This is a genomic window from Agaricicola taiwanensis, assembly GCF_014635245.1.
Classification (GTDB): Bacteria; Pseudomonadota; Alphaproteobacteria; order Rhizobiales; family Methylopilaceae; genus Agaricicola; species Agaricicola taiwanensis.
The window spans coordinates 879,340-902,196 of record NZ_BMCP01000002.1 but is presented as its reverse complement, the minus strand read 5'-3'; the positions used below and the strand labels follow the sequence as shown (position 1 = coordinate 902,196).

The 22,857-nt window shown below is 62.5% G+C and carries 23 protein-coding genes; 4 read left to right on the top strand and 19 right to left on the bottom strand.

Annotation, left to right across the window (positions count from 1 at the left end):
• Positions 1 to 93 precede the first annotated feature (93 nt).
• Positions 94 to 1,302: a bifunctional 2-C-methyl-D-erythritol 4-phosphate cytidylyltransferase/2-C-methyl-D-erythritol 2,4-cyclodiphosphate synthase gene (locus IEV58_RS11640; RefSeq protein ID WP_229729378.1), complete on the top strand. Its 1,209-nt coding sequence runs from the start codon at positions 94 to 96 to the stop codon at positions 1,300 to 1,302.
• Positions 1,303 to 1,311: 9 nt separating this feature from the next.
• Entirely contained in the window at positions 1,312 to 1,851 is a 540-nt protein-coding gene (locus IEV58_RS11635) for a CinA family protein (protein ID WP_188409889.1), read from the top strand.
• On the opposite strand, the gene IEV58_RS11630 is transcribed toward IEV58_RS11635, so the two are convergent.
• From IEV58_RS11630 to IEV58_RS11555, 16 genes are all read right to left on the bottom strand, one after another.
• A complete protein-coding gene (locus tag IEV58_RS11630) occupies positions 1,836 to 2,288 on the bottom strand; it encodes a type II toxin-antitoxin system RatA family toxin (RefSeq protein ID WP_188409888.1) in 453 nt (150 codons plus the stop codon). The genes IEV58_RS11635 and IEV58_RS11630 overlap by 16 nt on opposite strands.
• Before the next feature lie 93 nt (positions 2,289 to 2,381).
• A complete protein-coding gene (locus IEV58_RS11625) occupies positions 2,382 to 3,803 on the bottom strand; it encodes a peptidoglycan DD-metalloendopeptidase family protein (protein WP_188409887.1) in 1,422 nt (473 codons plus the stop codon).
• Between the two features lie 106 nt (positions 3,804 to 3,909).
• A complete protein-coding gene (locus tag IEV58_RS11620) occupies positions 3,910 to 4,575 on the bottom strand; it encodes a protein-L-isoaspartate(D-aspartate) O-methyltransferase (RefSeq protein ID WP_188409886.1) in 666 nt (221 codons plus the stop codon).
• Positions 4,576 to 4,578: 3 nt separating this feature from the next.
• Complete coding sequence (gene surE, locus IEV58_RS11615) at positions 4,579 to 5,349, bottom strand: 5'/3'-nucleotidase SurE (protein WP_188409885.1); 771 nt, start codon at positions 5,347 to 5,349, stop codon at positions 4,579 to 4,581.
• Between the two features lies 1 nt (position 5,350).
• Positions 5,351 to 6,640, bottom strand: a complete 1,290-nt coding sequence (gene serS / locus IEV58_RS11610) for a serine--tRNA ligase (RefSeq protein WP_188409884.1) — start codon at positions 6,638 to 6,640, stop codon at positions 5,351 to 5,353.
• Between the two features lie 65 nt (positions 6,641 to 6,705).
• Entirely contained in the window at positions 6,706 to 7,497 is a 792-nt protein-coding gene (tatC, locus tag IEV58_RS11605) for a twin-arginine translocase subunit TatC (RefSeq protein WP_188409883.1), read from the bottom strand.
• Positions 7,494 to 8,039, bottom strand: a complete 546-nt coding sequence (gene tatB, locus IEV58_RS11600) for a Sec-independent protein translocase protein TatB (protein ID WP_188409882.1) — start codon at positions 8,037 to 8,039, stop codon at positions 7,494 to 7,496. Before tatB ends, tatC begins: the two co-directional genes overlap by 4 nt.
• A gap of 27 nt (positions 8,040 to 8,066) precedes the next feature.
• A complete protein-coding gene (locus tag IEV58_RS11595) occupies positions 8,067 to 8,306 on the bottom strand; it encodes a twin-arginine translocase TatA/TatE family subunit (RefSeq protein WP_188409881.1) in 240 nt (79 codons plus the stop codon).
• 30 nt (positions 8,307 to 8,336) lie between these two features.
• Positions 8,337 to 8,531, bottom strand: coding sequence for a twin-arginine translocase TatA/TatE family subunit (locus IEV58_RS11590; RefSeq protein ID WP_229729377.1), 195 nt, complete (start codon positions 8,529 to 8,531; stop codon positions 8,337 to 8,339).
• 36 nt (positions 8,532 to 8,567) lie between these two features.
• Positions 8,568 to 9,674: an ABC transporter ATP-binding protein gene (locus IEV58_RS11585; protein ID WP_188409880.1), complete on the bottom strand. Its 1,107-nt coding sequence runs from the start codon at positions 9,672 to 9,674 to the stop codon at positions 8,568 to 8,570.
• Positions 9,671 to 10,360, bottom strand: a complete 690-nt coding sequence (scpB, locus tag IEV58_RS11580) for an SMC-Scp complex subunit ScpB (RefSeq protein ID WP_188409879.1) — start codon at positions 10,358 to 10,360, stop codon at positions 9,671 to 9,673. The genes IEV58_RS11585 and scpB overlap by 4 nt, the downstream gene beginning before the upstream one ends.
• Positions 10,357 to 11,133: a segregation and condensation protein A gene (locus IEV58_RS11575; protein WP_188409878.1), complete on the bottom strand. Its 777-nt coding sequence runs from the start codon at positions 11,131 to 11,133 to the stop codon at positions 10,357 to 10,359. Before IEV58_RS11575 ends, scpB begins: the two co-directional genes overlap by 4 nt.
• A gap of 4 nt (positions 11,134 to 11,137) precedes the next feature.
• Positions 11,138 to 12,157 carry a beta-N-acetylhexosaminidase gene (gene nagZ, locus IEV58_RS11570; protein WP_188409877.1) on the bottom strand — a complete coding sequence of 340 codons (1,020 nt, stop codon included), beginning with the start codon at positions 12,155 to 12,157 and terminating at the stop codon, positions 11,138 to 11,140.
• Between the two features lie 39 nt (positions 12,158 to 12,196).
• Entirely contained in the window at positions 12,197 to 13,654 is a 1,458-nt protein-coding gene (locus IEV58_RS11565) for an SPOR domain-containing protein (protein ID WP_188409876.1), read from the bottom strand.
• A 43-nt stretch (positions 13,655 to 13,697) separates the two neighbouring features.
• Positions 13,698 to 15,443: an arginine--tRNA ligase gene (gene argS, locus IEV58_RS11560; RefSeq protein WP_188409875.1), complete on the bottom strand. Its 1,746-nt coding sequence runs from the start codon at positions 15,441 to 15,443 to the stop codon at positions 13,698 to 13,700.
• A 48-nt stretch (positions 15,444 to 15,491) separates the two neighbouring features.
• Positions 15,492 to 16,724 carry a deoxyguanosinetriphosphate triphosphohydrolase gene (locus IEV58_RS11555; protein ID WP_229729376.1) on the bottom strand — a complete coding sequence of 411 codons (1,233 nt, stop codon included), beginning with the start codon at positions 16,722 to 16,724 and terminating at the stop codon, positions 15,492 to 15,494.
• A 105-nt stretch (positions 16,725 to 16,829) separates the two neighbouring features.
• Here IEV58_RS11555 and erpA point away from each other — a divergent pair, with 105 nt between their 5' ends.
• Together erpA and xth are read left to right on the top strand one after the other, a co-directional pair.
• On the top strand, positions 16,830 to 17,159 hold the full coding sequence (erpA, locus tag IEV58_RS11550; RefSeq protein WP_268235585.1) for an iron-sulfur cluster insertion protein ErpA: 330 nt from the start codon (positions 16,830 to 16,832) through the stop codon (positions 17,157 to 17,159).
• A gap of 78 nt (positions 17,160 to 17,237) precedes the next feature.
• A complete protein-coding gene (gene xth / locus IEV58_RS11545; RefSeq protein WP_188409873.1) occupies positions 17,238 to 18,029 on the top strand; it encodes an exodeoxyribonuclease III in 792 nt (263 codons plus the stop codon).
• 16 nt (positions 18,030 to 18,045) lie between these two features.
• On the opposite strand, the gene IEV58_RS11540 is transcribed toward xth, so the two are convergent.
• The 3 genes from IEV58_RS11540 to IEV58_RS18380 form a co-directional block, all read right to left on the bottom strand.
• Complete coding sequence (locus tag IEV58_RS11540; RefSeq protein ID WP_188409872.1) at positions 18,046 to 18,924, bottom strand: tetratricopeptide repeat protein; 879 nt, start codon at positions 18,922 to 18,924, stop codon at positions 18,046 to 18,048.
• 356 nt (positions 18,925 to 19,280) lie between these two features.
• Positions 19,281 to 21,989, bottom strand: a complete 2,709-nt coding sequence (locus IEV58_RS11535) for a valine--tRNA ligase (RefSeq protein WP_188409871.1) — start codon at positions 21,987 to 21,989, stop codon at positions 19,281 to 19,283.
• 81 nt (positions 21,990 to 22,070) lie between these two features.
• The gene (locus IEV58_RS18380) at positions 22,071 to 22,820 is read right to left on the bottom strand and encodes a PopZ family protein (RefSeq protein WP_188409870.1); all 750 of its coding nucleotides are present in this window, start codon (positions 22,818 to 22,820) and stop codon (positions 22,071 to 22,073) included.
• Positions 22,821 to 22,857 lie beyond the last annotated feature (37 nt).

Sequence of the window (22,857 nt, the reverse complement as noted above, 5' to 3'; positions counted from 1 at the left end):
CGCACAATAGACTTTTTTGAAGCAGAGACAAGGGCCTTAGCCTCGTCTAGAACTTCGACCATTGGATGAGAGACAAAGCGCACGGGGCCGATTTTGGGTAAAGTTGCAGTCATCATTCCGGCCGCGGGCCGCGGGCGGCGCGCGCGGCAGTCGGGGGCGGAGGCCAAGCAGTTTCGGCCTCTGGCAGGCGGCGCAAGCGCGTTAGCGCGGGTGATCCGCCTCTTCCGCAGCCATCCCGCTGTTTCCCGGATTGTCGTCGCCGCTCATCCCGACGATGTGACCCGGATCGAAGGCATGATCGATGGAAAAGGCTGTGAGGCGCAGGTCGTGCATGGCGGTGAGACGCGGCAACAGTCGATCTGCAACGCGCTCCAGGCGCTTGACGCTGCCTCTCATGATCGCGTGCTCGTGCATGATGCAGCACGGCCTTTCGCCAGTGTTCAGCTGGTCGATCGTGCGATCGCATCGCTGGAGACCTACGAGGCCGCTGTACCGGCTATCGCCCTCACCGACACAATCGTCGAACTCGCGCCCGATGATGCGAGAGGGCCGACACTTGACCGCGATCGTTTACGTGCTGTCCAGACGCCGCAGGCCTTTCGTACGAGGCCATTGCAACAAGCACATGAGGCCGCGGTGGCAACAGCGCGCGATGACTTCACCGATGACGGCGCCCTTATGGCATGGCATGGCCATGTGGTCGGCTTGTTTGAAGGCGATAGCGGCAATGTGAAACTGACCACGGCACAAGACATGCGTGATGCTGAGCAACGCCTTTGGGCGCAACAATTCCTTGCCTGTCCCGACGTGCGGACAGGAACCGGCTTCGACGTTCATGCCTGCGTCGATGGTGATCATGTGGTGCTGGGCGGCATTGCGATTCCCCATACCGATGGCCTGTCAGGTCATTCTGACGCCGATGTGGTCCTTCATGCTCTGACGGACGCAATCCTTGGCGCCTTGGCAGATGGCGACATAGGGGCGCATTTCCCACCATCCGACATGCGGTGGAAGGGGCAGGATTCCGCTCTCTTCCTCCAGGATGCTGTGTCGCGCGTTGCGGCGCGCGGCGGTCTGATTTCACATCTTGATTGCACCATCATGTGCGAGGCGCCCAAGGTCGGTCCACATCGGGATGCCATGCGCCGGCGCATCGCCGAGATCGCGGGGCTGCCGCTCGATCGGGTCGCCGTGAAAGCCACCACGACTGAACGCCTCGGTTTCACAGGACGGGGGGAAGGAATCGCGGCCATGGCAACCGCAACGCTCCGATTGCCGTTCACCAGCGACACAGCGAACTGAGGCACCCCGATGGGCGAACTTGAAACCACTCCGATAACCCAGGACCTGCTTGAGCAGGCTGCGGCACTGCTGGACCTGTGCCAGAGCCATATGGTGACGCTCGTCACCGCGGAATCCTGTACCGGGGGTCTTGTGGCCGCTGTGCTGACGGATGCACCCGGCGCCTCCACCGTCGTCGAAGGTGGCTTTGTCACCTATTCAAACGAGGCCAAGATGACGACGCTCGGCGTGCCCGCCGATCTTATCGAGCGCTTCGGAGCAGTCAGCGAAGAGGTCGCCCGTGCCATGGCGTCCGGCGCGCTCGCCCATTCCCAGGCGCGCCTATCCGTCTCCATAACCGGCATTGCCGGCCCAGGTGGTGGCAGCGAGCACAAGCCGATCGGCCTCGTCCATTTTGCCACCGCGCTCGGCGACGAGGTTCGGCACCGCAAGGTCAACTTTGGCGATATCGGCCGCGGCGAGGTGCGCCGTCAATCGGTGAAGACCGCACTCCGGATGCTCGAAGAGCACGTCAGGAGCCTGGGCGATGGCGATCAGGCCCGGCCGTAGATCGCGTCCGCTCTCGCCTCGAATGCCGCCGAGAATTTTCGAAACGCCTTCTCGAAGGCGGCTCCCATCAAAAGAGCAAGCGCCCGGCTGCGGAACTCATAATCGATCGAGAATGTGATCTCGCAGCCGCCCTCCTCGGTCGGCTTGAACAGCCAGCGGTTCTCCAGATGACGGAACGGCCCGTCGATATAGTTGACCAGAATGGAGAGATTGGGACGGTCAAGAGCGACGCGGCTGGTGAATGTTTCGCGAAAGACGGTATAGGCGACGGTCATATCCGCAACCAGCGAAGGGAGCCCGTTTCGCTCTTCGCGGCGCCGCACCCGAAGGCTTTCACACAGCGGCACGAACTGTGGATATTTTTCAACGTCGGCCACAAGGTCGAACATATTCGCGGCGGAATGATTGACCCTGCGGGTCGTACGAAAACTGGGCATTTTTGTTTTCTGAAGAGCCGCTGTCTGTTTGTCCAGTAGCTAAAACAAAAATGCCCGGCGCTGGGGCCGGGCATTGGTCGATCTGACCTGAGATCAGCTGCGGGGCAATTGCTCCAGCGGATCCACCGGATTGGAGCCGCGCCGCACCTCAAAGTGCAACTGTGGTGCCGAGACGTCACCGGACCGTCCGGCTCGGGCAACCACCTGACCACGCCGCACCACATCGCCCTTCTTCACCAGCAGTTCGCTGGCATGAGCATAGGCGGTGACCCAACCGCCATCGTGACGGATCAGCACCAGATTGCCGTAGCCCGCAAGTTCATTGCCGGAATAGGCAACCGTGCCGCTTTCGGCAGCCCGAATGGGTGTTCCCTCAGGCACGGCGAGGTTGATGCCGTCGTTCTGCTTACCGTTGGGCTTGGAGCCGTAGCCGGAGATCACCCGGCCGCGCACCGGCCAGCGGAAGTCCGGCTTGCCACCGTTCGACGCCGCAGCAGTGGTCGTCGCCGTATCATCAGGCCGGGCGACGACGGGCTGTACCGTCGCAACCGTCTCCTGCGGCTTCGGCGTGGCCGCCTGCATCCGCGGCGTCTGCTGCTGCACTGCCTGTGATGCAACGACCGAAGGCGTGGCGGAGGCGGTCGGCGCATAAGCCGATGCGACCTGCGTCCCCGGCTGCTGCGCGGGCTGCTGCTGCACTGGCTTCGGCGCCGCCGCGACGGCCTGCGAGGCCGAACCGTTCATGCCTGGAATCGTTATGGTTTGGCCGATGCGTAGCTGCGCGTCGGGAGCAATGCCGTTCGCGGCCGCGATGTCCCGATGGCTCACGCCATAGGTGCGGGAGAGCGAAAACAGCGTCTCGCCCGATCCCACCGTGTGCGAGCCACCTGCTCTGCGGGAAGCGGCCGGCGCGGTCGATGCCGTCACCGTAGGCGCCGGAGCCGAAGAAGCAACCGATGCTGTTGCGGCACCACCGGCGCGGCGGAAGACCGGAATGGTGATGCGCTGACCTGGAGCCAGGGCTTGCGTCGGCGACAGACCGTTGGTGGCGACGATAGCGCTGGCCGGGACGCCATAGCGCGATGAGATCGTCTGGAGACTGTCGTTCGGGCCAACTGTGATGGGCGTGCCGCCTTGCAGCGACCAGTCACGATCGGCGCCCATGCGGGTCGCCCCGCTGTTCGGCTGCTGATAGCTCGACTGCGAATAGGACGGCTGCTGGTAGTTTGGCTGGCTCGCCGGCTGCTGATAGCCGCCTTGCTGGTAACCCCCCTGCCCGTAGGGGCTGCTGCTGACGGGACCCAGCGGAGCGGTGGAAACGCTTGACGATGGCGCCGCCGCGACTGAGCCGGTGTAATTCGGCTCCTGCTTCGACGAGAAGGGGTTCGAGAAGGGGCTGCCGCCGGAGAATCGCATCGCGTCAGAGCTGCAGCCTGCAGCCATCAGGCCGGCGATGCTGACAATCGCAACCCGCGAGACGGTCCGCGGCGAAAACGCAACTACAGTCTTACGCATGGGACAACTCACTCAAATACGCACCAATTTGATGCGATTGATTAAAAGCTGTTGAGGTAAACAAGCCGTTGCCGTGGCCGGAAGAAATGTAAGAAATCTGCTTTTTTCAAAGCGAGGCGGCTTTGCCGGGGACAAGCGGCACGAATCGAACCGTCAGCAGGTTCTTCGTCACCGTCCGTTCGCCGAACTTCTCGATCTTGAGAAGCTCCTGCTCGCCACCCGGCGGGCCGACTGGGATGATCAGGACGCCGTCGTCCCCCAGCTGATCGACCAGAGCATCCGGGACATCGGCGCAGCCGGCCGTAACCATGATGCGATCGAACGGAGCCTGTGCGGGCCAGCCGAGGGCCCCATCGGCGGTCATGGTGGTGATGTTGGCAATGCGCAGTTCTGCAAAGCGCTTTTCCGCCTCGGCGGTCAGCGTCCGGAAGCGATCTATGGTGTATATCCTGCGCGCCAGCCGCGACAGGATCGCGGTTTGATAGCCCGAGCCCGTCCCGATCTCGAGCACCTTGTGGCGGTCGTTCAGCGCCAACTGCTCGGTCATATAGGCGACGAGATAGGGTTGGCTGATCGTCTGGCCGCAAGCGATCGGAAGCGGCCTGTCGGCATAGGCATGCTGCAGCAGTTCCGGCGCGACGAACAGGTCCCGCGGCACCGTTTCCATGGCACGCAACAGATTACGATCGGCGATCCCGCGGCGTTTCAGGAACAGCAGAAACTCAGCCCGGCGCGCCGCTTCTTCATGTGAGTTCGGGCCCGAAACCGGCATGGCTCAACCATCTCCAAAGACGTCGGTAAGGCGGGCACGATAGGCGTCATCAGTCATGTCGATTCTGAGCGGCGTCACCGAGATCATGTTGTGGTCAAGGGCGCCGAGATCGGTTCCCTCGCCGGGTTCCGCAGCCGTTCGACCATAGATGATCCAATAGTAGGGATTGTTCCGCCCGTCCCTGCGCCCCTCGATCTTCAGATAACCGGGCGCGCGCTTCCCCTGCCGTGTCACGCGCATCCCTTCCACCTGTTCCGGTGCGCAGGCGGGAAAGTTGACGTTGACCAGGCTGCTGGCCGGGATACCCGCTTCGCGGATCTTGAACACCGCTTCAGCGCCCCGTGCCGCGGCGCATGCGAACATGTTGTCGCTGGTCTTGGTGGCGGCGCTGTAGCACTGGCTGAGTGCGATGGAGGGAATTCCCAGGAGGGTGCCCTCGATCGCTCCGGCGATGGTGCCGGAATAGGTCACGTCCTCCGCAACGTTGCGTCCGCGATTGACGCCGGACAGCAGAAGATCTGGCCGTTTGTCCTCCAGCACGTGATGGACGCCCATGATCACGCAGTCGCTTGGCGTCCCGCGGACCGCATACTTCTTCTCGGAGACAAAGCGCAGGCGCAGGGGGTCGTTGAGCGAAACGGAGTGCGATACGCCTGATTGGTCGGTTTCCGGCGCCACCACCCAGACGTCGTCGGACAGTTCCCGCGCGATGCCCTCCAGAACGGCGAGCCCCGGAGCATGAATTCCATCGTCGTTGGTGATGAGGATCCGCACGTCAGGACGCCCGCTCGATCCTTGTGATGCCGCCCATATAAGGAGCGAGTGCCTCCGGCACCGTCACCGAGCCGTCCTCGTTCTGATAGGTTTCCAGAACCGCGACGAGTGCCCGGCCGACGGCAACGCCCGAACCATTCAGTGTGTGGACGAAGGCGGTCCCCTTGCCTTCCGCCGGGCGATAGCGCGCGTCCATGCGGCGCGCCTGAAAATCGCCGCAGACCGAACAGGACGAGATCTCACGATAGGCATTCTGCCCGGGTAGCCAGACCTCGATGTCATAGGTCTTGCGTGAGGAGAAGCCCATGTCGCCGGTGCACAGTGTCACGACCCGATAGGCGAGATCGAGCCGTTTCAGCACGGCCTCGGCGCAGGAAAGCATCCGCTCATGCTCGTCCGCCGAGGTGCCCGGTGTCGTGATGGAAACCATCTCCACCTTGGCGAACTGGTGCTGGCGGATCATGCCCCGCGTGTCGCGGCCCGCCGCCCCCGCTTCCGCACGGAAACACGGCGTGAGCGCTGTGAAGCGTAAGGGAAGTTCCCGCTCGTCCAGGATCATCTCCCGCACGAGATTGGTGAGCGGAACCTCGGCTGTCGGGATGAGCCAGTAATCGTCGCCGGCGCGGAACTGATCGTCGCGGAATTTCGGCAGCTGCGCCGTTCCGAACATCGCATCATCGCGGACCAGAACCGGGGGATTGACCTCGGTATAGCCGTGCTCGTCCACGTGGATATCCAGCATGAATTGGCCAATGGCGCGCTCCAGCCGCGCCAGCGGTCCCTTGGTCACCACGAAGCGGCTGCCGGACAGTTTGGCCGCCGTTTCAAAATCCATCTGGCCGAGGTCTTCGCCGATTTCAAAATGCTGCTTGGGCGTGAAGGCGTAGCTGCGCGGCGCACCGTGACGGTGGCGTTCGACATTGTCGTGCTCATCGGCGCCGACGGGCACATCCTCGGCGGGAATATTTGGGATGCCGGCGAGCTTGTCCTGCAGTGCCGCTTCGGCTGCTTTGAGATCCGCTTCGACAGCCGGCATCTTCTCCTTCAGCGCGGCCACCTCCGTCATAAGGGCCTGCGCCCTCGCCTCGTCCTTCTGCGCCTTGGCCTGCCCGATCTCCTTGGACGCCGCGTTCCGCCGTTCCTGCATCTCCTGAGCGGCCGCAATGAGCGAGCGGCGCGTCTCGTCCAGCTTGACGAGTTCGTCGGCAAGGCCGGAGAAGCCGCCGTTGCGCTTATCTAGACCGGCGTCGAAGGCTGCGGGATTTTCGCGGATCAGGCGTATGTCATGCATGGGGTGAGACTCAAAGCTTTGGCGTCATTGCCCGGGTTTAACCGGCCAGGCGTGGAAAAGCGAGGTCAGGAACCCGATGCGGCGGCCTCTACTTTCGCTTTCTTCTTCTCCGTCAGGCGCACCACGTAGATCGTCGCCTCGTAGAGAAGCAGGGTCGGTATGGCCAGGGAAAACTGGCTGATCACATCCGGGGGCGTCATCACAGCCGCGATCGCGAAGATGGCGACGATGGCATATTTCCGCTTCTGCCTGAGCCACTGGGAATCGATAATGCCGATCTGCGCCAGCAGCGTCAGGATGACCGGCATCTGGAAGCAGATGCCGAAGGCCAGGATGAACGTCATGATCAGGCCGAGATATTCGCTCGTCCTCGCCATGAGCTGGATCGAGGCCTGGCCGGGCGCGCCCTGCTGCTCCATGGAGAGGAAGAAGCTCATGGCGAAGGGCATGGCCACGAAATAGACGAAGGCGGCGCCCAGCAGGAAAAGCAGCGGTGTGGCGATCAGGTAAGGCACGAAAGCGGATTTCTCGTGCTTGTAGAGCCCAGGCGCGACGAATTTGTAGATCTGGATGGCGATGATCGGAAAGGCGATGAAGACGGCGCCGAACAGGGCGAGCTTGATCTGCGTCAGGAAATACTCCTGCGGCGCGGTGTAGATCAGCTGCAGATCCTTCTGCGGTCCGGCTGCAAACTCATAGGGCCACAACAGGATGTTGAAGATGTCGTCGGCGAAGAAGAAGCAGGCGATGAAGGCAATGAAGAGCGCGGCGATCGCCTTGATCAAACGTGACCGGAGCTCGATCAGATGCTCCATCAGCGGCGCGCGCGAGGCTTCGATGTCATCATCGGCAGTCATGATGCATCACCCGCGGGTTTTTTTGGTTTCGGCGCCCGCTTGCGAACCGGCTTCGGAGGCGCAGGCTCAAGTTCGTCAGCTGCTGCCACGGCAGCTTCTGGCGCCTTCGTCTTGCGTTTCGGCCTGACGCCGGCACGGCGTTTCGACGTCGGCTCCGGTGCAGGGGTCACATCGATCTTCGGTTCCTGCATCACCGGCAATTGCGGCTCAGGCAAAGCGGCGGGTAGTGCATCCGGCCCGTCTGCTTTGGGCGTGCCCTCGATGGCGCCTTTTATTTCATCGCGGGCAATGGATGGAATGTCCTGAAAGCGCGTCAGATCACTCGCGGACGAACGAAAGCGGTTGAACTCATCCCGAACGCCGTCGAGTTCAGCTTCCTTCAGAGCTTCATTGAACTGACCCTGAAATTCGCTCGCCATGCGCCTGATGGCACGCATGCCTCGCCCGAGGTTGCGCAACATGTCCGGCAGGTCCTTGGGACCCACCACGACGATCGCCACGACAGCGACGATCAGCAGTTCCGACCAACCGATATCAAACATGTCGCCTGTTCCGCGCCGCGTCGCGGATCACGAGGTTTTACGGTCCGCGCTTTCGGCGGGGGCTTCGGTGCGCGGCGCCGGCGTATGCTCTACCTGCTGAGGCGGAGCGGCCTCGGCCGGTGGAGAGGTCTCGTCGTCCTTGAGCCCGCTCTTGAAGCTTTTAATGCCTTTGGCAACGTCGCCCATCAGATCGGAGATCTTGCCACGGCCGAAGAGAAGCAGCACGAGCAGCGCAATGAGAGCGATCTGCCAAAATCCGATGGACATATGTTTCTTCTCCTAAGGCCGTGACGCCAATCAGGCCTTGGGCTGATCTGCAGGCTGAGCAAGCGAGGCACGTGCCTCGACCGGCTGCGGCGCTTCATCTTCCTTGAGCCCCTGCTTGAAGCTCTTGATGCCCTTGGCAACGTCGCCCATCATGTCTGAAATCTTGCCGCGTCCGAACAGCAGCACGACGACGATGGCAACCACAATCCAGTGACTGACGCTCATACTGATAATCCCTTTGCGCCTAAACTGCCGCAGACGTTAAGTCCCGTCCGCCGGGAACACAAGCACTCCTGACGGATCCGTGATGATCCGGACCTCGTCTCGCGGTGCAAAGGGCACACCCGCCGGAACGCGGGCGCGGATCGGCAGATCAAGACTCTCGATCCCGATTTCAAGCAGCTCGACTTCCCCGAGAAAGCGTCGGGACAGAAGCGTCCCGATCACTCCTTCGCCTGACGGAACGACACGCAGGGCCGAGAGACGGATGGCGGCCGTCACCGGCCCATCCCCGATCCCGGTCGGGAAGGTCCCCAGCGGCGTTTCGACACGCCCGTTGCGCGCGACGGCGTCAATTTCGTTAAGCTCGCTGAAGAAACGCCCCACGAACAGGTCGCTTGGCCGGAGATAAAGCTCCTCCGCGGTCCCCGCCTGAACGAGCTTGCCGCTGCGCATCAAGGCGATCCGGTCGGCCATGCGCATGGCTTCCTCGGGATCATGCGTCACGATCAGGCAGGTCGCGCCGGTCTCGCGCAGTACGGCCAGCGTTTCCTCCCGGACACTGTCGCGTAGGCGCTTGTCGAGGCCGGAGAAAGGTTCGTCCATGAGGAGCACGCCAGGACGCGGCGCGACCGCCCGAGCAAGGGCGACACGCTGCTGCTCTCCACCGGAAAGAGCGTGCGGATAGCTTCCGGCATGCCTTGCCATGCCGACACGTTCAAGCGCTGCCAGTGCCGCCCGGCGCGCCTCTGCACTGCTTAGTGACTTAAGGCCGAAGGCGACATTCTGGACGATGTCCAGATGAGGAAAGAGAGCATAATCCTGGAAGACGAGGCCGATGCCGCGCCTTTCCGGCGGTGTGAACACGCCCTCGCCTGCGATCAGACGATCATCGAGGTGCACATCGCCCGAGACCTGCCGTTCGATTCCCGCCGCCACCCGCAGGAGCGTCGTCTTACCGCAACCGGAGCGACCCAGGAGGGCAACGATTTCGCCGGGCTCTACCGACAGAGTAAGATCATCGACCGCCGTGACGCGGCCGTAGCGATGGGTCAGCCCGGTGAAGGACAATCGCGACGGAATGCTGACGCCTGCTGCTATTCTGCGGCCCCAGCGGGGTTTCGGCAGTGGGTCGATGGTCTCGCTCATGGTTTCGCAGGGCCGTCCGGCACATCCGTTTCAAAGAAATCCCGCATGTCCGGCTCAACCGGGTCTTCATCGTCGCGCAGGGCAGGATCATCGAACGGCAAGGGCATATCAAAGGCTGACGGCAAGCGCCCGTCAAAAAAGCCGGCGGCCTTCAACTCGTCGAGACCAGGAAGATCGGAAATCTGATTCAGGCCGAAATGGTCCAGAAAGCGCGGAGTGGTGCCGAAGGTCACCGGACGTCCGGGCGTCCGCCGCCGCCCGCGCAGGCGCACCCAGCCTGCCTCCACCAAAACGTCCAATGTGCCCTTGGCAACCGACACGCCGCGGATCGCTTCGATCTCCGCGCGCGTCACCGGCTGATGGTAGGCGATGATGGCAAGGGTTTCCACAGCGGCGCGGGAAAGCTTGCGCGGCTCGGACCTGTCGCGGCGCAGGAGCGGCGCAAGATCGGGTGCGGTACGGAAAGCCCAGCATCCGCCCACCTGCACGAGGCGCACACCGCGAGGCGCATAATGTTCCAAAAGATGCTTCAGCACACGCGCCACATCAACCCGCTCTGGCAGATGTTCGGCTATCGTTTCCTCGTCCAGCGGCTCGGCCGCGGCAAACAGCAGCGCCTCCACCATCCGGGCGTGCTCCAGCATTGTCAGGTCGCCATCCCACTCTTCTTGTTCCGGCGTGCTCATGAGCCTTCTCGGCCCTTTCGGAGGTAGATCGGGCCAAAGGGCGCATGCTGGCGGATTTCGGCCGACCCTTCCCGCACCATCTCGAGCAGAGCGCCAAAGCTGGAGGCTGTGACGCTACGGCGCTCTTCATCGGACATCAGATAGTGGCGCAGCAATGCATCGAGCCGCGTCCACTCCGATATCGGTCCGACGAGCCGCGTGAGGCTCTCGCGAGCATCGGCAAGCGCGAGCACCGGACGACGCCGTATGGTCACGAGCGACAGCGCCTCCTTTTCTCGCTGACGGGCATAGCCGGTCAGAAGATCGAAGAGGGTGACGTCATAGGTGGGCGTGACGAGCGAGCGCACGCCTTCGCCGGCTCCGCGCGCGAAAACATCGCTGCCCAGGCGCGGCCGCGTCATGAGCATATCCGCCACCTGACGGATGGCCTGGAGATGACGGAGCCGTCGTGCGAGATTCTCAGCAAGTTCGGCCGCTGACGGTTCCTCCTCATCGCCGGTGTCGTCGGGAAGCAGGAGCCGGGACTTGAGGTAGGCGAGCCACGCGGCCATCACCAGATACTCAGCAGCAATCTCCAGCCGCTTCAGACGCGCATCCTCAATATAGTCGAGATACTGCGCCGCGAGCTTTGCAATCGACACCTGGGCGAGGTCGATCTTCTCCCGGCGGGCGAGATCGAGTAGAAGATCGAGCGGTCCTTCGAAGAGGCCGACGTCGACAAGAAAGGCCTCGTCGACCGCTCCAAGGGAGGCCTCCTCCCCGGTGTCGCTCATGGAGCTAGGCAACGGCGGAGCGCCACATGGCTTCCAGCCGTGCGCGATGTTCGGACAGATCCACCTTGCGAGCGCCCGCGATGAGGGCCAGCGCCGCTTCGGCACGCGCGGCCGCTTTGCCTGTCAGCACGGGAGAGCCGGCGGCGACATCCATCATCTCGGCCATATTGCCGTTGCAGTGGAGCGTCACATCGCATCCTGCTGAAATGGACGCTTCCGCCCGCTGCCGGATCGGCCCCTGCAGCGCTTTCATGGAGAGGTCGTCGCTCATCAGCAGTCCATCAAAACCGATGAAGCTGCGGATGATGTCTTCAACCACGATTGGCGAGGTCGTCGCCGGACGTTCAGCATCGATGCTGCGGTAAACCACATGTGCCGTCATGGCGAGCGGCGCGTCGGCATAAAGGCGGAAGGGGGCAAAGCATGTCGCCTCGAGTTCCTCCCGCGGCGTGTTCACCTCAGGCAGGGAAAAATGGCTGTCGGCCATTGCGCGGCCGTGGCCGGGAATATGCTTCACCACGGGCAGGACGCCGGCATCCATCAGCCCATCGGCCAGCGCATGCCCCAGATCGGCGACGGTTGCCGGCGTATCGCCGAAGGCGCGATCGCCAACGATGTCATGAGCATCCTTGTAACGAAGATCGAGCACCGGCGCGCAATTGACGGTGATGCCGAGATCGGACAGCTCAGCGCCCAGGACCTGGCCGGACAGCCGCGCCGCCTGGCGCGCCCCTTCCGGGTCGCCGGCATAGCGGCTGCCATAAGTCCAGGCCGGCGGATGATCCGCCACAAGCGGCGGCCGCAGACGTCGCACACGGCCTCCTTCCTGATCGATCAGAACCGGTGCATCCGCGCGCCCGACGATGCTGCGGAAATCCTCGCAAAGCGCCCGCACCTGCTGTGGTTCGCTGATATTCCGCGCGAAGAGGATCAGCCCCCAAGGATTGGCGTCCTTCAGAAAGGCACGCTCATCCGATGAGAAGGAAGACTCCGCGCAGCCGCAGATGAAAGCACCGATTGACATTGGCCAAACCTCTTAGCTGGCGCCGAAATGGCGCGTGGCTCAGTTGGCCTGAACCACGCAGTCTCCGCCAGCCGTCTTGAGATTCATGCACAGGCCGGTGGCGTCCTCGCGCGACGCGAAGGGGCCGACGCGAACCCGGTAGTAGGTTCCGCGATCACCCAGATTGGCCGGCTGGATCGACGGCTGATAGGAGCCGAGAATCTGCGGGAAGCGCTGCTGCAACTGCGCGAACGTGCCTCGCGCATCCGCTTCCGTTCGCTGAGACGAAACCTGCACGACAAAACCGCCGCCGCGCGCCGGTTGGGCCGCTGGCGCGGCAGTCTGCGCCGGCGCGAAAGCCTGTGTCTGCTGCTGTTGTTGCGGCTGAACCAACTGCTGCGGCGCCTGTGGTGAAGCGGCGGGCCGCTGCGGTGAAGTCGAAGCCAGGTTGACAGGACGCGGCGCCGGCATGGGAACCGAGTTGGCGCCCGCCGCTGGCGCGGCAGCCTGGTCGGCAGTGGGAGCCGGAGAATCAGCGATGATGCCAAATTGCTCTCCCGGCGCGAAGCTGATCCCGGCGGACGGCCCGTCGCTCTCTCCACGAATTTCGGCCGGCGGCGGTTCCTGGATCGCGGCCGCGAGCTGCTCGATTGATTGAGGAGCGGCTGGCTGGTTGTTCTGCGCGGCTTGAGATTGGTCGGTGGGTTGGCCGCTCTGGGGCTGTTGAGCCGCCGGCTCGGTTGCCGCGGCATTGGTCGACGACTGATCAGGCGTGCCGGACTGCTGGCCCGCCTCCGCCGAATCGACCACCGACCCATCCGGACGAACCACGAAGGTCCGCACGCGGCGGACGCCATTCTCGTCGACCTCACCGCCGCCGTCGCTGGGCGATGTTGGGATCACTCGAGGCTGACCGACCGGACGCTCGGCCGGCTCTTCCGGCTCCACAACCCTCGCCTGATCGGTGGCGCGGTCATAGCTTTGCTTGTTGGTGCCTTGAGGAGAGGCATCTGCTCCGGCCGGGACTTCCTTTGACGGACGCCCGTCTGCCTTGATGACCGGCGGAGGGCCATTTTCGGCTGAGCCCGTGAAGAAGCGATAACCCATGACACCGGCGGTGCCGAGAACGACGATGCCAAGCACGGAGGCGATCATCAGCGAGCCGCTGCGCCGCCCTCCTCCGCGATCCTCGCTTTCAGCCGCGCCTTCAGCCACCGGCTCATCCGGATAGCGATACTCTTCATAGGGTTGATCGCCATCGAACAGCTCATGCTCATTCTGATCATGATCCGCGTGCATCGGCTCCGCCCAGCCTCCCGGCGGGTCGATATCGGCGAAATTCGGCTCCTGCCGACCGGACGCATAAAGATCGCTGTCGTTCTGGCGGCTGTCGGGATGGCCGACAAGTCTGGCGAGCTCCGCGAGCGGATCATCCTCACCGAGCCATTCGTTTTCCGATCCGCGCTGGTGCGCGGATGACTGAGAAGACGGGGACCGCCTATAAGGATCCTGCGACATGTGTTCCCTAAGCAAATTGCGTGTCAGCGGCCAAGCAACCTCGCTATCGCATCTCTTGCGGCGCTGTCACACCAAGCAAAGCAAGACCGGATGCCAGAATATTCCTTATGCCACGCACAAGTCCAAGCCGCATCTTACTCAATTCTTTATCGTTTTCGATAATGAATCGTAAATGCGGCGAGTCTTTGCCGCGGTTCCAGTGCGCGTGAAGCTCGCTGGCAAGCTCATAGAGGTAGAAAGCGACCCTGTGAGGTTCATGGGCTGAGGCGGCAGATTCGATCAGCCGCGGATACTCCGCAAGCCGCTTAATGAGTTTCACTTCCCCGGCATCGTTCAGCTGGTCGAAATCAGCATCCGGCGCCGTGGACTGAACCTCCTCCCCGAAGGCCTCGATGCTGTTCCGAAGAATGGATGAGGCACGCGCATGAGCGTATTGCACGTAGAAGACGGCGTTGTCGCGTGACTGCTCGACCACCTTGGCGAAGTCGAAATCAAGGACAGCGTCGTTCTTGCGGTAGAGCATCATGAAACGGACGGCATCACGGCCGACCTCATCCACGACCTCCCGCAGGGTGACGAAATCGCCTGAGCGCTTCGACATCTTGACCGGCTCTCCGGCCCGGAAAAGGCGCACGAGCTGCACCAGCTTCACGTCGAGGTCGGCATGGCCATCGGAGACGGCGTCGACCGCCGCGCGCATGCGCTTTACATAGCCGCCATGGTCGGCCCCCCACACATCGATCATGTGGTTGAAGCCGCGATCGATCTTGTCCTTGTGGTAGGCGATGTCGGCCGCGAAATAGGTGTAGCTGCCGTCGGACTTCAGCAGTGGGCGGTCGATCTCGTCGCCGAACTTGGTCGCGCGGAACAAGGTCTGTTCCCGGTCTTCCCAATCTTCCGGCAACTGTCCCTTCGGCGGAGGAAGCCGCCCCTCGTAGATGAGGCCGCGCGCCTGCAGGTCACGCATCATACGCGCGATCTTGTCCTCCGGCTGCGACAGTGATCGCTCTGAGGTGAAGACGTCATGGGTGATGTTCAGCGCGGCGAGGTCATCCCTGATGGCCGCCATCATCGCGTCGATGGCCACATTGCGCACCAGAGGCAACCATTCCGACTCGGGAAGATCCTTGAGTGCCGGGCCATGCTCGCGGGCCAATGCTTTCCCGACGGCGACGAGATAGTCGCCGGGATAAAGCCCCTCCGGTATCTGGCCGATCGGCTCGCCCAGGGCCTCGCGATAACGCAGGAAAGCGGAACGGGCGAGAACGTCCACCTGCGCCCCCGCATCATTGATGTAATATTCGCGAGTGACGTCGTACCCGGCGAAGTCCAAAAGATTGGCGAGCGCGTCGCCAAACACGGCGCCGCGGCAATGGCCGACATGCATGGGCCCCGTCGGATTGGCCGATACATATTCCACGTTGATGCTTTGGTTGGCTTCGCCTCGGCCATAGTCCTGTCCGGCGGCAAGTACAGACCGAAGCACCCGCGGCCAGAACGCCGGCGTGAGCGTGAGATTGATGAAGCCAGGCCCGGCGATGTCCACTTTTGCCAAATCGGCGTCGTCTTCCAGCTTGCGCGCCAGCGCTTCGGCCAGCTCGCGCGGTTTCATGCCGGCGGTCTTCGCGAGGATAAGGGCCGCATTGGTGGCGATGTCGCCATGGCTGGCATCGCGCGGAGGTTCGACCACGATCTTTTCGATGTCGGCGCCCTGCGGCAGCACACCCTCGGTGACAAGATTCTGGGCGGCGGCTTTGATCCTCTCCTCGAAGATCGAAAATATATTCATGATAGAACCTGGAAACACGCGCGAAGGGCGGATGATGAGCAGCCGCGCCTACCGTAATTTCGGTGAAGCGTCAAATAAACGCCCATGTTCCTGAAGGGCGAAGCGGTCGGTCATGCCAGCGATGAAATCGGCAATGCGTCGTGCCCGAGCCTCTTCATTGAGCGTGGCGCAGCCCTCGGCCCATTCAGCTGTCATTTCGTCAGGGTGCCGGGAATAGAAATGGAAGAGGTCCCGCACGACGGCTTCCGCGTCGTGCATGATCTTCATCACGCGGTCATGGCGATACATGCGTGGGTAAAGGAATGATTTGATGTCCCTGTCCGCCTCCTCGATCCCCGGCGAAAAGGCGATGATCGGCTTCTCCAGGTGACGAATATCTCCCACCGAGGTGGGTTTTGCGTCCTCCAGACGGCGCGTCGCCTCGCCGATGGCATCTTCCACCAGCCGTGTGATGACGCGGCGCACGACTTCATGAACGCAACGCGCCGTCTCAAGACCCGGCCATCGTGCTTCAACCTCCTCCAGTATCTCGCGCAGGAACGGCGCTTCCTTCAGATCGGGCAGAGCGAACAGACCCGCGTGGAGCCCATCGTCGATGTCATGGGCGTTATAGGCGATGTCGTCGGCAAGCGCTGCGGCCTGGGCCTCCCCGCTGGCGTGGCTCCACAGTTCCAGGTCCTGTTTCTCCGCATAGAGCCTTATGGCCGTGGGAAGAACGGGGCCGGAGTGCCGCCCGACAGGGGTGCCGTCGCGTGTGGTCAGCGGTCCGTTGTGCTTGACGAGACCTTCCAGCGTTTCCCAGGTGAGATTCAAGCCGTCATAGGCGGCATAACGGCGTTCGAGAGAAGTCACGATCCGCAGCGACTGCGCGTTGTGATCGAAGCCGCCGTAAGGTTTCATTACCTCATCGAGCGCCCGCTCGCCGGCATGGCCGAAGGGCGTGTGGCCCAGATCATGGGCGAGCGCGAGCGTCTCGGCGAGGTCTTCATCAAGCTGCAGTGAGCGGGCAATGGAGCGGGCGATCTGTGCCACCTCCAGAGTGTGGGTCAGACGCGTGCGATAGTGGTCGCCCTCGTGGTAGACGAAGACTTGCGTTTTATGCTTGAGCCGGCGAAAGGCCGAGGAATGCAGGATACGATCCCGGTCGCGCTGGAACTCGGTGCGCGTCGGGCTGGGATCTTCCGGATAAAGGCGGCCTCGGCTGCGCCGGGGATCGGCGGCGTAGGCCGCATGCCGCCTGTAAATCGCCTCGGGATGCGGTAGACTGAAGCCGTCGGTCACTTTGCTGCGTCGCCCCTTGCCCTATTGGTATTGCGGTCGCACATAGAGTGATGACACTGGGCACGCAAGTTGCCCGCCGTATGATGTTTAGGAGATGACGTCGTGGTGACGACCGACGTGACATTGAGCGAGAGCGCCGCACGGCGCATCGGAGCGATCCTTCAGAATGAGCCCGAAGGCTCACGTCTGCGCGTGAGCGTGGAAGGTGGGGGCTGCTCGGGCTTTCGCTATGAGTTCGGGTTTGAGCAAGGTATCGCGGCTGATGATGTGCTGGTGAAGCGCGATGGTGTCGAAGTCCTGATCGACCCGGTGTCGCTCGATTTTCTGCGCGGTTCGGAGATCGACTTCGTGGACGAATTGATCGGCGCTTCCTTCCAGATCCGCAATCCCAACGCCGCTTCGTCCTGCGGTTGCGGCACCAGCTTTGCCATGTGACCCGCTCGCCGGCGTTGCACGAGGCCGCCGTCTCTTCTAGAGCCATAGGCTCCACCCGGTCACAGCAGGGGAGTCGCCGTGCGCATCGCCACCTGGAACGTCAATTCAATTCGGCAGCGCCTGGACTATACGGTTGGCTGGTTGCGCGCCAACCAGCCGGATGTCGTGTGCCTTCAGGAGTTGAAGTGCACCGACGATGCCTTTCCGCGCCTGGAAATCGAGGGCGCCGGCTACAACGTCGCTGTTCACGGCCAGAAGGGCTTCAACGGGGTTGCCATACTGTCGCGCCATCCTCTGGAGGACGTGATGACAGGCCTTCCGGGCGATGATGCGGATGAACAGTCGCGCTATCTGGAGGCGACTATCTCGACCGATGGCGGCTCAGTTCGGATCGCGTCGATATACCTTCCTAACGGTAACCCGATCGCCAGCCCGAAGTTCGACTATAAGCTGGCCTGGATGGATCGGCTGACCGCCCGTGCCCGCATGCTTCTCGAGTTGGAAGTTCCCGTGGTTCTGGCGGGCGACTATAACATCATCCCCATGCCCATTGACGCGCGTTTTCCAGAGAACTGGCTGGCGGATGCCCTGTTCCAGCCGGAAAGCCGCGGCCGTTTCCGGGCCCTCGCCGCGCTCGGCTATACCGACGCCCTGCGCGCCTGCAGCGATGACGAGAAAATCTATTCCTTCTGGGACTATCAGGCCGGCGCCTTCCAGAAAAACAACGGCATCCGGATCGATCACCTCATGCTGTCGCCTCAAGCGGCGGACAGGTTGAAGGCAACTTGGATCGATCGGGACGAGCGCGCGCGCGACAAGCCCTCCGATCACGTGCCGGTGGTGGTTGAGCTCGAAATTCCGATCCGTTAGCGGAGTCTCGCCAGCGTCAGTTATGGCGGTTCTGGAGATAGCGTTCCAGGTAGACGCGGGCCTGGGCACGCTCGTCTTCCGTTGCGGCGGCGACGGCTGCCTCGTGGAAATCGATGATCCACTTGTCGGCCGGATTACCGCCGAGTTCCGCCGGCTCTCGTGCAAGGGTCATCCACATAAGCCCGAGCGGGCGGTTCTTCTTCACCGCATCGCCCATGAAAAGGATGTGGCCGAGGAGAGCCCTGGACGGCGGATGGTCCTTCTCAACGGCAAGGTTCAGGAGACGCACGGCCTGTGAAGCGTCCTTACGGACACCGGTGCCCTCCAGATACATCAGAGCCAGCTTGTACTGTGCGTTGGGATCGCCGTAGTTGAAGGCGGCATTGGTGAAGAGATCCCGCGCAAGGCCTGGATTGGGCTTCACATAGGTCCCGGGAATGCCTTCCAGATAGTAATAGCCGAGTTGGACGATCGCATCGGCGAGATAGGGTGCGCGGGCACGGGTTTCGATGGCATCAGGATCTTCGCTCGCATGCAGCCGCACGATCTGGCTGAAGTAGTCGAAGGCCTTGAGGTCGTCGTGCACCACGCCGTCGCCCTCGGCATACATCCGTCCGAGCTTCCACTGCGCGATGGGATGTCCTTTGCCCGCCGCATACTGCAGCGCGGACAGAGCCGATGCCTTGTCGCCGGAGAAATAGGACTTCAGGCCATTTTCATAGGCGCTGCGGGGGGTGACTTCAGCAACGATGTCCGCGGTCGGGGCCGCTGCGGTTGCAGCGGTCGCGATGCCCTGCTCGGCCGGAGAACCGGGAGCACCATCAAATGCCAGGGCCGGAGCGCTCAGTGCGGCGCCGGCAAAATACGCACCGACAAACCAGTTCAATGTCCGCATATCACGACGTCTCGCATGCCCCACCAATTGGGTAACCCACGGCTTCGACATTCTCCTTGTCTTGTCGTTGCCATGCCTAAGAAAGCCAGACAAGTAACGAGCGGAGCGGCTCTGTCGCTCCTGCTTTCAAGAGAGAACTTCTGCAAAGGCTCAGAAAGCTTATACTGATCAACAGCTTAACTGAGCCTATACGAAGCTACGAATTTATGGCGCAATCACGGCGAATAGGGCTTGCACCCGACGAACAGATGCAAAGGAATCAGGTTGTTGCAGGATTGTCACAACCGCAGGAGCGGAGCCACCGCCAGCACTGAAGACTGGCGGTGGCGATGTAATCGCCCGCAGAGTTCCTGGCTTTAGCCGATCGCCTTCAGGCGCATCAGAGCTTCGGTTAGCTTGTCTTTCTGGGCACGGTATTCCTCGCGCTTCTCGCGCTCGCCCTCCACCACCTCTTCGGGAGCGCGCGCGACGAAGCTTTCATTGCCAAGCTTGGCATCGATACGCGCGATCTCCTTGCCAGTCCGTTCGATCTCCTTTTGGAGCCGGTCCTGTTCGGCCGCCAGGTCAATCACCTCGCCCAGCGGCAGCGCGATCACGCCGCCGCGCACGATGATCTGCACCGCACCGGCCGGAGCGGCATCCGCCAGAGTGACCGCCGAAAGCCGTGCAAGACGCCTCAGCATATCATCGTAGCGCATGGAAAAGGTCTGAACCTCTGCTCCGGGTGCCACCAACACCAGCGGAATCTGCGCGGCGGCGGGAACGTTCATCTCCGAACGGATCGAGCGCACCTCGGTCACGAGGTCGACCAGCCAGCCGATCTCCGCCTCGGCCTCCGGATCTTCAAGGCCGGAGAGGTCAGGCCAGGATGCCAGAGCCAGGACGGGCTCACGGGGTGCCTCCCCCTTCGTCAGCGCCCAGAGCTCTTCGGTGATGAACGGCATGAACGGATGCAGCAGGCGGTAGATCTGCTCCAGCACCCAGGCAACGGTTGCCCTTGTTTCCGCCTTCGCCGTGCCCTCCTCGCCCATGAACACGGGCTTTGCGAGCTCCAGATACCAGTCGCAGACGACGTTCCAGACGAAGCGATAGGCCGTCGCCGCAGCGTCGTTGAAGCGGTAGGCCTCGATGGCCGCCGTAGTCTGGGCGACGGCCTTCGCCGCCTCCCCGACGATCCAGCGGTTGAGTGTTGTCTTCACAGCGGCGGGATCAAAGCCGGTCACGGGCCGGCATTCATTCATTTCCGCGAAGCGCGAGGCGTTCCAGAGCTTGGTCGCGAAGTTGCGATAGCCCTCGACCCGCGAGGTCGCCAGCTTGATATCGCGTCCCTGAGCGGCCATGGCCGTCAGCGTGAAGCGCAGGGCATCGGCGCCATATTGATCGATCAGTTCCAAGGGATCGATGACGTTGCCCTTGGACTTCGACATCTTCGCGCCCTTCTCGTCTCTGACGAGCGCGTGCATGTAGACATCGCGGAATGGAATCTCCCCCAGGAAATGGAGGCCCATCATCATCATCCGCGCGACCCAGAAGAAGATGATGTCGAAGCCCGTGACCAGAACGCTGTTCGGATAGAAGCGTTGCAACTCCTCGGTGTCTTCCGGCCAGCCCAGCGTGGAGAACGGCCAGAGCGCGGAAGAGAACCAGGTATCCAGCACGTCTTCGTCGCGTACCAGGCTGACAGGCGATCCATAGTGGATCTCCGCCATGGCAAGGGCGCCGGCTTCGCTTTCATGAACGAAGACCTGTCCGTCCGGCCCGTACCAGGCTGGGATCTGATGTCCCCACCAAAGCTGACGGGAAATGCACCAGGGCTGGATGTTCTCCAGCCAGTCGAAATAGGTCTTTTCCCAGGTCTTCGGCACGAAGGACGTCTCGCCATCTAGAACGGCTTTCAAGGCAGGCTGAGCGAGTGTCTTGGCGTCGACATACCACTGGTCGGTCAGGAAGGGCTCGATGACCACCCCGGAGCGATCGCCATGCGGCACCATATGCACGTTCGGCTCGATCTTCTCCAGAAGCCCCCTCGCCTCCATCATGGCGACGATGGCCTTGCGGGCGGCGAAACGATCCTGTCCATGCAGCGCCAAGGTCTCGGAGAGGGCTTCGTCGGAAGCACCGTCGAGAAAGGCCTCGTTGCCATCAAGAGCGATCCGGCCCTCGATGTCGAGCACGTTGATCTGCGGCAGGTCGTGGCGCTTGCCGACCTCGAAATCGTTGAAGTCGTGCGCCGGCGTGATCTTCACGGCGCCGGAACCCTTCTCGGGATCGGAATATTCATCGGCGATGATGGGAATACGGCGGCCGACCAGCGGCAGTATCACGAACTTTCCGACAAGATCCTTGTAGCGTTCGTCGTCCGGGTGCACCGCGACCGCGGTGTCGCCCAGCATGGTCTCAGGCCGTGTCGTCGCGACGGTTATATACCGATCGGCCTCTCCCTCGACCGGGTAACGCAGGTGCCACAGATTGCCCTTCACTTCGACCGGCTGCACCTCAAGGTCGGAGATGGCGGTGAGCAGCTTCGGGTCCCAGTTGACGAGGCGCTTATCCTTATAAATCAATCCCTTGCGGTAAAGTTCTACAAAGACTTTGCGCACCGCCTGCGAAAGCCCCTCATCCATGGTGAAGCGCTCGCGGCTCCAGTCGCAGGAGGCGCCGAGACGCTTGAGCTGTGCCTGAATCCGGCCACCGGATTCAGCCTTCCACTCCCAGACCCGCGCGATGAACGCCTCACGCCCCATTTCGCGGCGGCCAGGCTCCTGGCGCTCGGCAAGCTGCCGTTCAACGACCATCTGGGTGGCGATGCCGGCGTGGTCCATGCCTGGCTGCCACAGCACGTCCTTGCCCCGCATGCGCTCGAAACGGCACAACACATCCTGCAACGTGTTGTTGAGCGCATGGCCCATGTGCAGCGATCCTGTCACATTGGGGGGCGGTATGACGATGCAGAAGGTTTCTGCGTCCTGCCGCTCGGGCCTGCCCGCGCGAAAAGCTCCCGCTTCGTCCCAGCGCGCAGCCATGCGCGCCTCGATGTCCACAGGCGAATAGGTCTTCTCGATCATGGGAAAGGCTCTCGAACGGCGGTGTCTGTCACGCGCTCGTTGAAACCGAGCCCTCGGCCGAAGTCAACGGCAGATCGGCAATCAGTTATGCCCGCGCGACATGCGCTCGATCTCGGCCCGCACCATCCGTTCGACGAGGCCGGGCAAATTGGTGTCGAGCCATTCCTTGAGCATGGGACGCAGCATGTCTCCCACCAGATCTTCCAGCGTGCGCGGATTCTGGTTCAGAAGCGTCCGTGACAGGGAGCCGAAGGCCGACGACACGGCGGCATTGGTCAAGGGAGAGAGCAGCGGTTCCGTTTCTGCATGACTGGAGCTTCCGCCATAAGTCCGCTCGGCAAACGACGGGACCTCGGTTTCTGCGGGTTCCAGCGCTTCCGCGGCCGGTTCCGTCTCCTCGGGATCATCGAAAACAACACCGGCGGGTTCGACGAGATCGGGAACGGCGGCAGCCAGATCTTCGGCGTCTTCTTCCTCTTTGTCTGCCTCCGCTTCGGCGAGAGCCTCGTCCCAGTCGCTCATGTCGCTGGTCAGCTCAAGCACATCGTCGGGCTCGGCGGCCTTGTCCTCGGTGCTGTCGGCATCCATGGACGCGAAAACGGCATCGATATCGTCTTGATTGAGGCCGTCTTCTTCAGCCTCAGCCTCAGCCTCTGCGGGCGCAGGTTCGACGGCCTTGGGTGCCGGCGCGGCAGGTGCCGGTTCTGCGGGTTTGGCCTTCGCCTTTGCCGCAGGCTCCGCCGTTTGAGTGTCATCGGAGATGATGCGCCGGATGGAGGCGAGAATTTCCTCCATTGTCGGCTCGTGCTGTGCTTTTGCGGCGTTACTCATGCTCTACTTCCCGCTGCAGCGTGACGGTCTCGAATCA

What these genes read in the sequence shown, in the direction of transcription:
- IEV58_RS11635 (WP_188409889.1), top strand. Translation starts at nt 1,312, where the DNA reads ATGGGCGAACTTGAAACCACTCCGATAACCCAGGACCTGCTTGAGCAG.
- IEV58_RS11630 (WP_188409888.1), bottom strand. Translation starts at nt 2,288, where the DNA reads ATGCCCAGTTTTCGTACGACCCGCAGGGTCAATCATTCCGCCGCGAAT.
- IEV58_RS11625 (WP_188409887.1), bottom strand. Translation starts at nt 3,803, where the DNA reads ATGCGTAAGACTGTAGTTGCGTTTTCGCCGCGGACCGTCTCGCGGGTT.
- IEV58_RS11620 (WP_188409886.1), bottom strand. Translation starts at nt 4,575, where the DNA reads ATGCCGGTTTCGGGCCCGAACTCACATGAAGAAGCGGCGCGCCGGGCT.
- serS (WP_188409884.1), bottom strand. Translation starts at nt 6,640, where the DNA reads ATGCATGACATACGCCTGATCCGCGAAAATCCCGCAGCCTTCGACGCC.
- tatC (WP_188409883.1), bottom strand. Translation starts at nt 7,497, where the DNA reads ATGACTGCCGATGATGACATCGAAGCCTCGCGCGCGCCGCTGATGGAG.
- tatB (WP_188409882.1), bottom strand. Translation starts at nt 8,039, where the DNA reads ATGTTTGATATCGGTTGGTCGGAACTGCTGATCGTCGCTGTCGTGGCG.
- IEV58_RS11595 (WP_188409881.1), bottom strand. Translation starts at nt 8,306, where the DNA reads ATGTCCATCGGATTTTGGCAGATCGCTCTCATTGCGCTGCTCGTGCTG.
- IEV58_RS11590 (WP_229729377.1), bottom strand. Translation starts at nt 8,531, where the DNA reads ATGAGCGTCAGTCACTGGATTGTGGTTGCCATCGTCGTCGTGCTGCTG.
- IEV58_RS11585 (WP_188409880.1), bottom strand. Translation starts at nt 9,674, where the DNA reads ATGAGCGAGACCATCGACCCACTGCCGAAACCCCGCTGGGGCCGCAGA.
- scpB (WP_188409879.1), bottom strand. Translation starts at nt 10,360, where the DNA reads ATGAGCACGCCGGAACAAGAAGAGTGGGATGGCGACCTGACAATGCTG.
- IEV58_RS11575 (WP_188409878.1), bottom strand. Translation starts at nt 11,133, where the DNA reads ATGAGCGACACCGGGGAGGAGGCCTCCCTTGGAGCGGTCGACGAGGCC.
- nagZ (WP_188409877.1), bottom strand. Translation starts at nt 12,157, where the DNA reads ATGTCAATCGGTGCTTTCATCTGCGGCTGCGCGGAGTCTTCCTTCTCA.
- IEV58_RS11565 (WP_188409876.1), bottom strand. Translation starts at nt 13,654, where the DNA reads ATGTCGCAGGATCCTTATAGGCGGTCCCCGTCTTCTCAGTCATCCGCG.
- argS (WP_188409875.1), bottom strand. Translation starts at nt 15,443, where the DNA reads ATGAATATATTTTCGATCTTCGAGGAGAGGATCAAAGCCGCCGCCCAG.
- IEV58_RS11540 (WP_188409872.1), bottom strand. Translation starts at nt 18,924, where the DNA reads ATGCGGACATTGAACTGGTTTGTCGGTGCGTATTTTGCCGGCGCCGCA.
- IEV58_RS11535 (WP_188409871.1), bottom strand. Translation starts at nt 21,989, where the DNA reads ATGATCGAGAAGACCTATTCGCCTGTGGACATCGAGGCGCGCATGGCT.
- IEV58_RS18380 (WP_188409870.1), bottom strand. Translation starts at nt 22,820, where the DNA reads ATGAGTAACGCCGCAAAAGCACAGCACGAGCCGACAATGGAGGAAATT.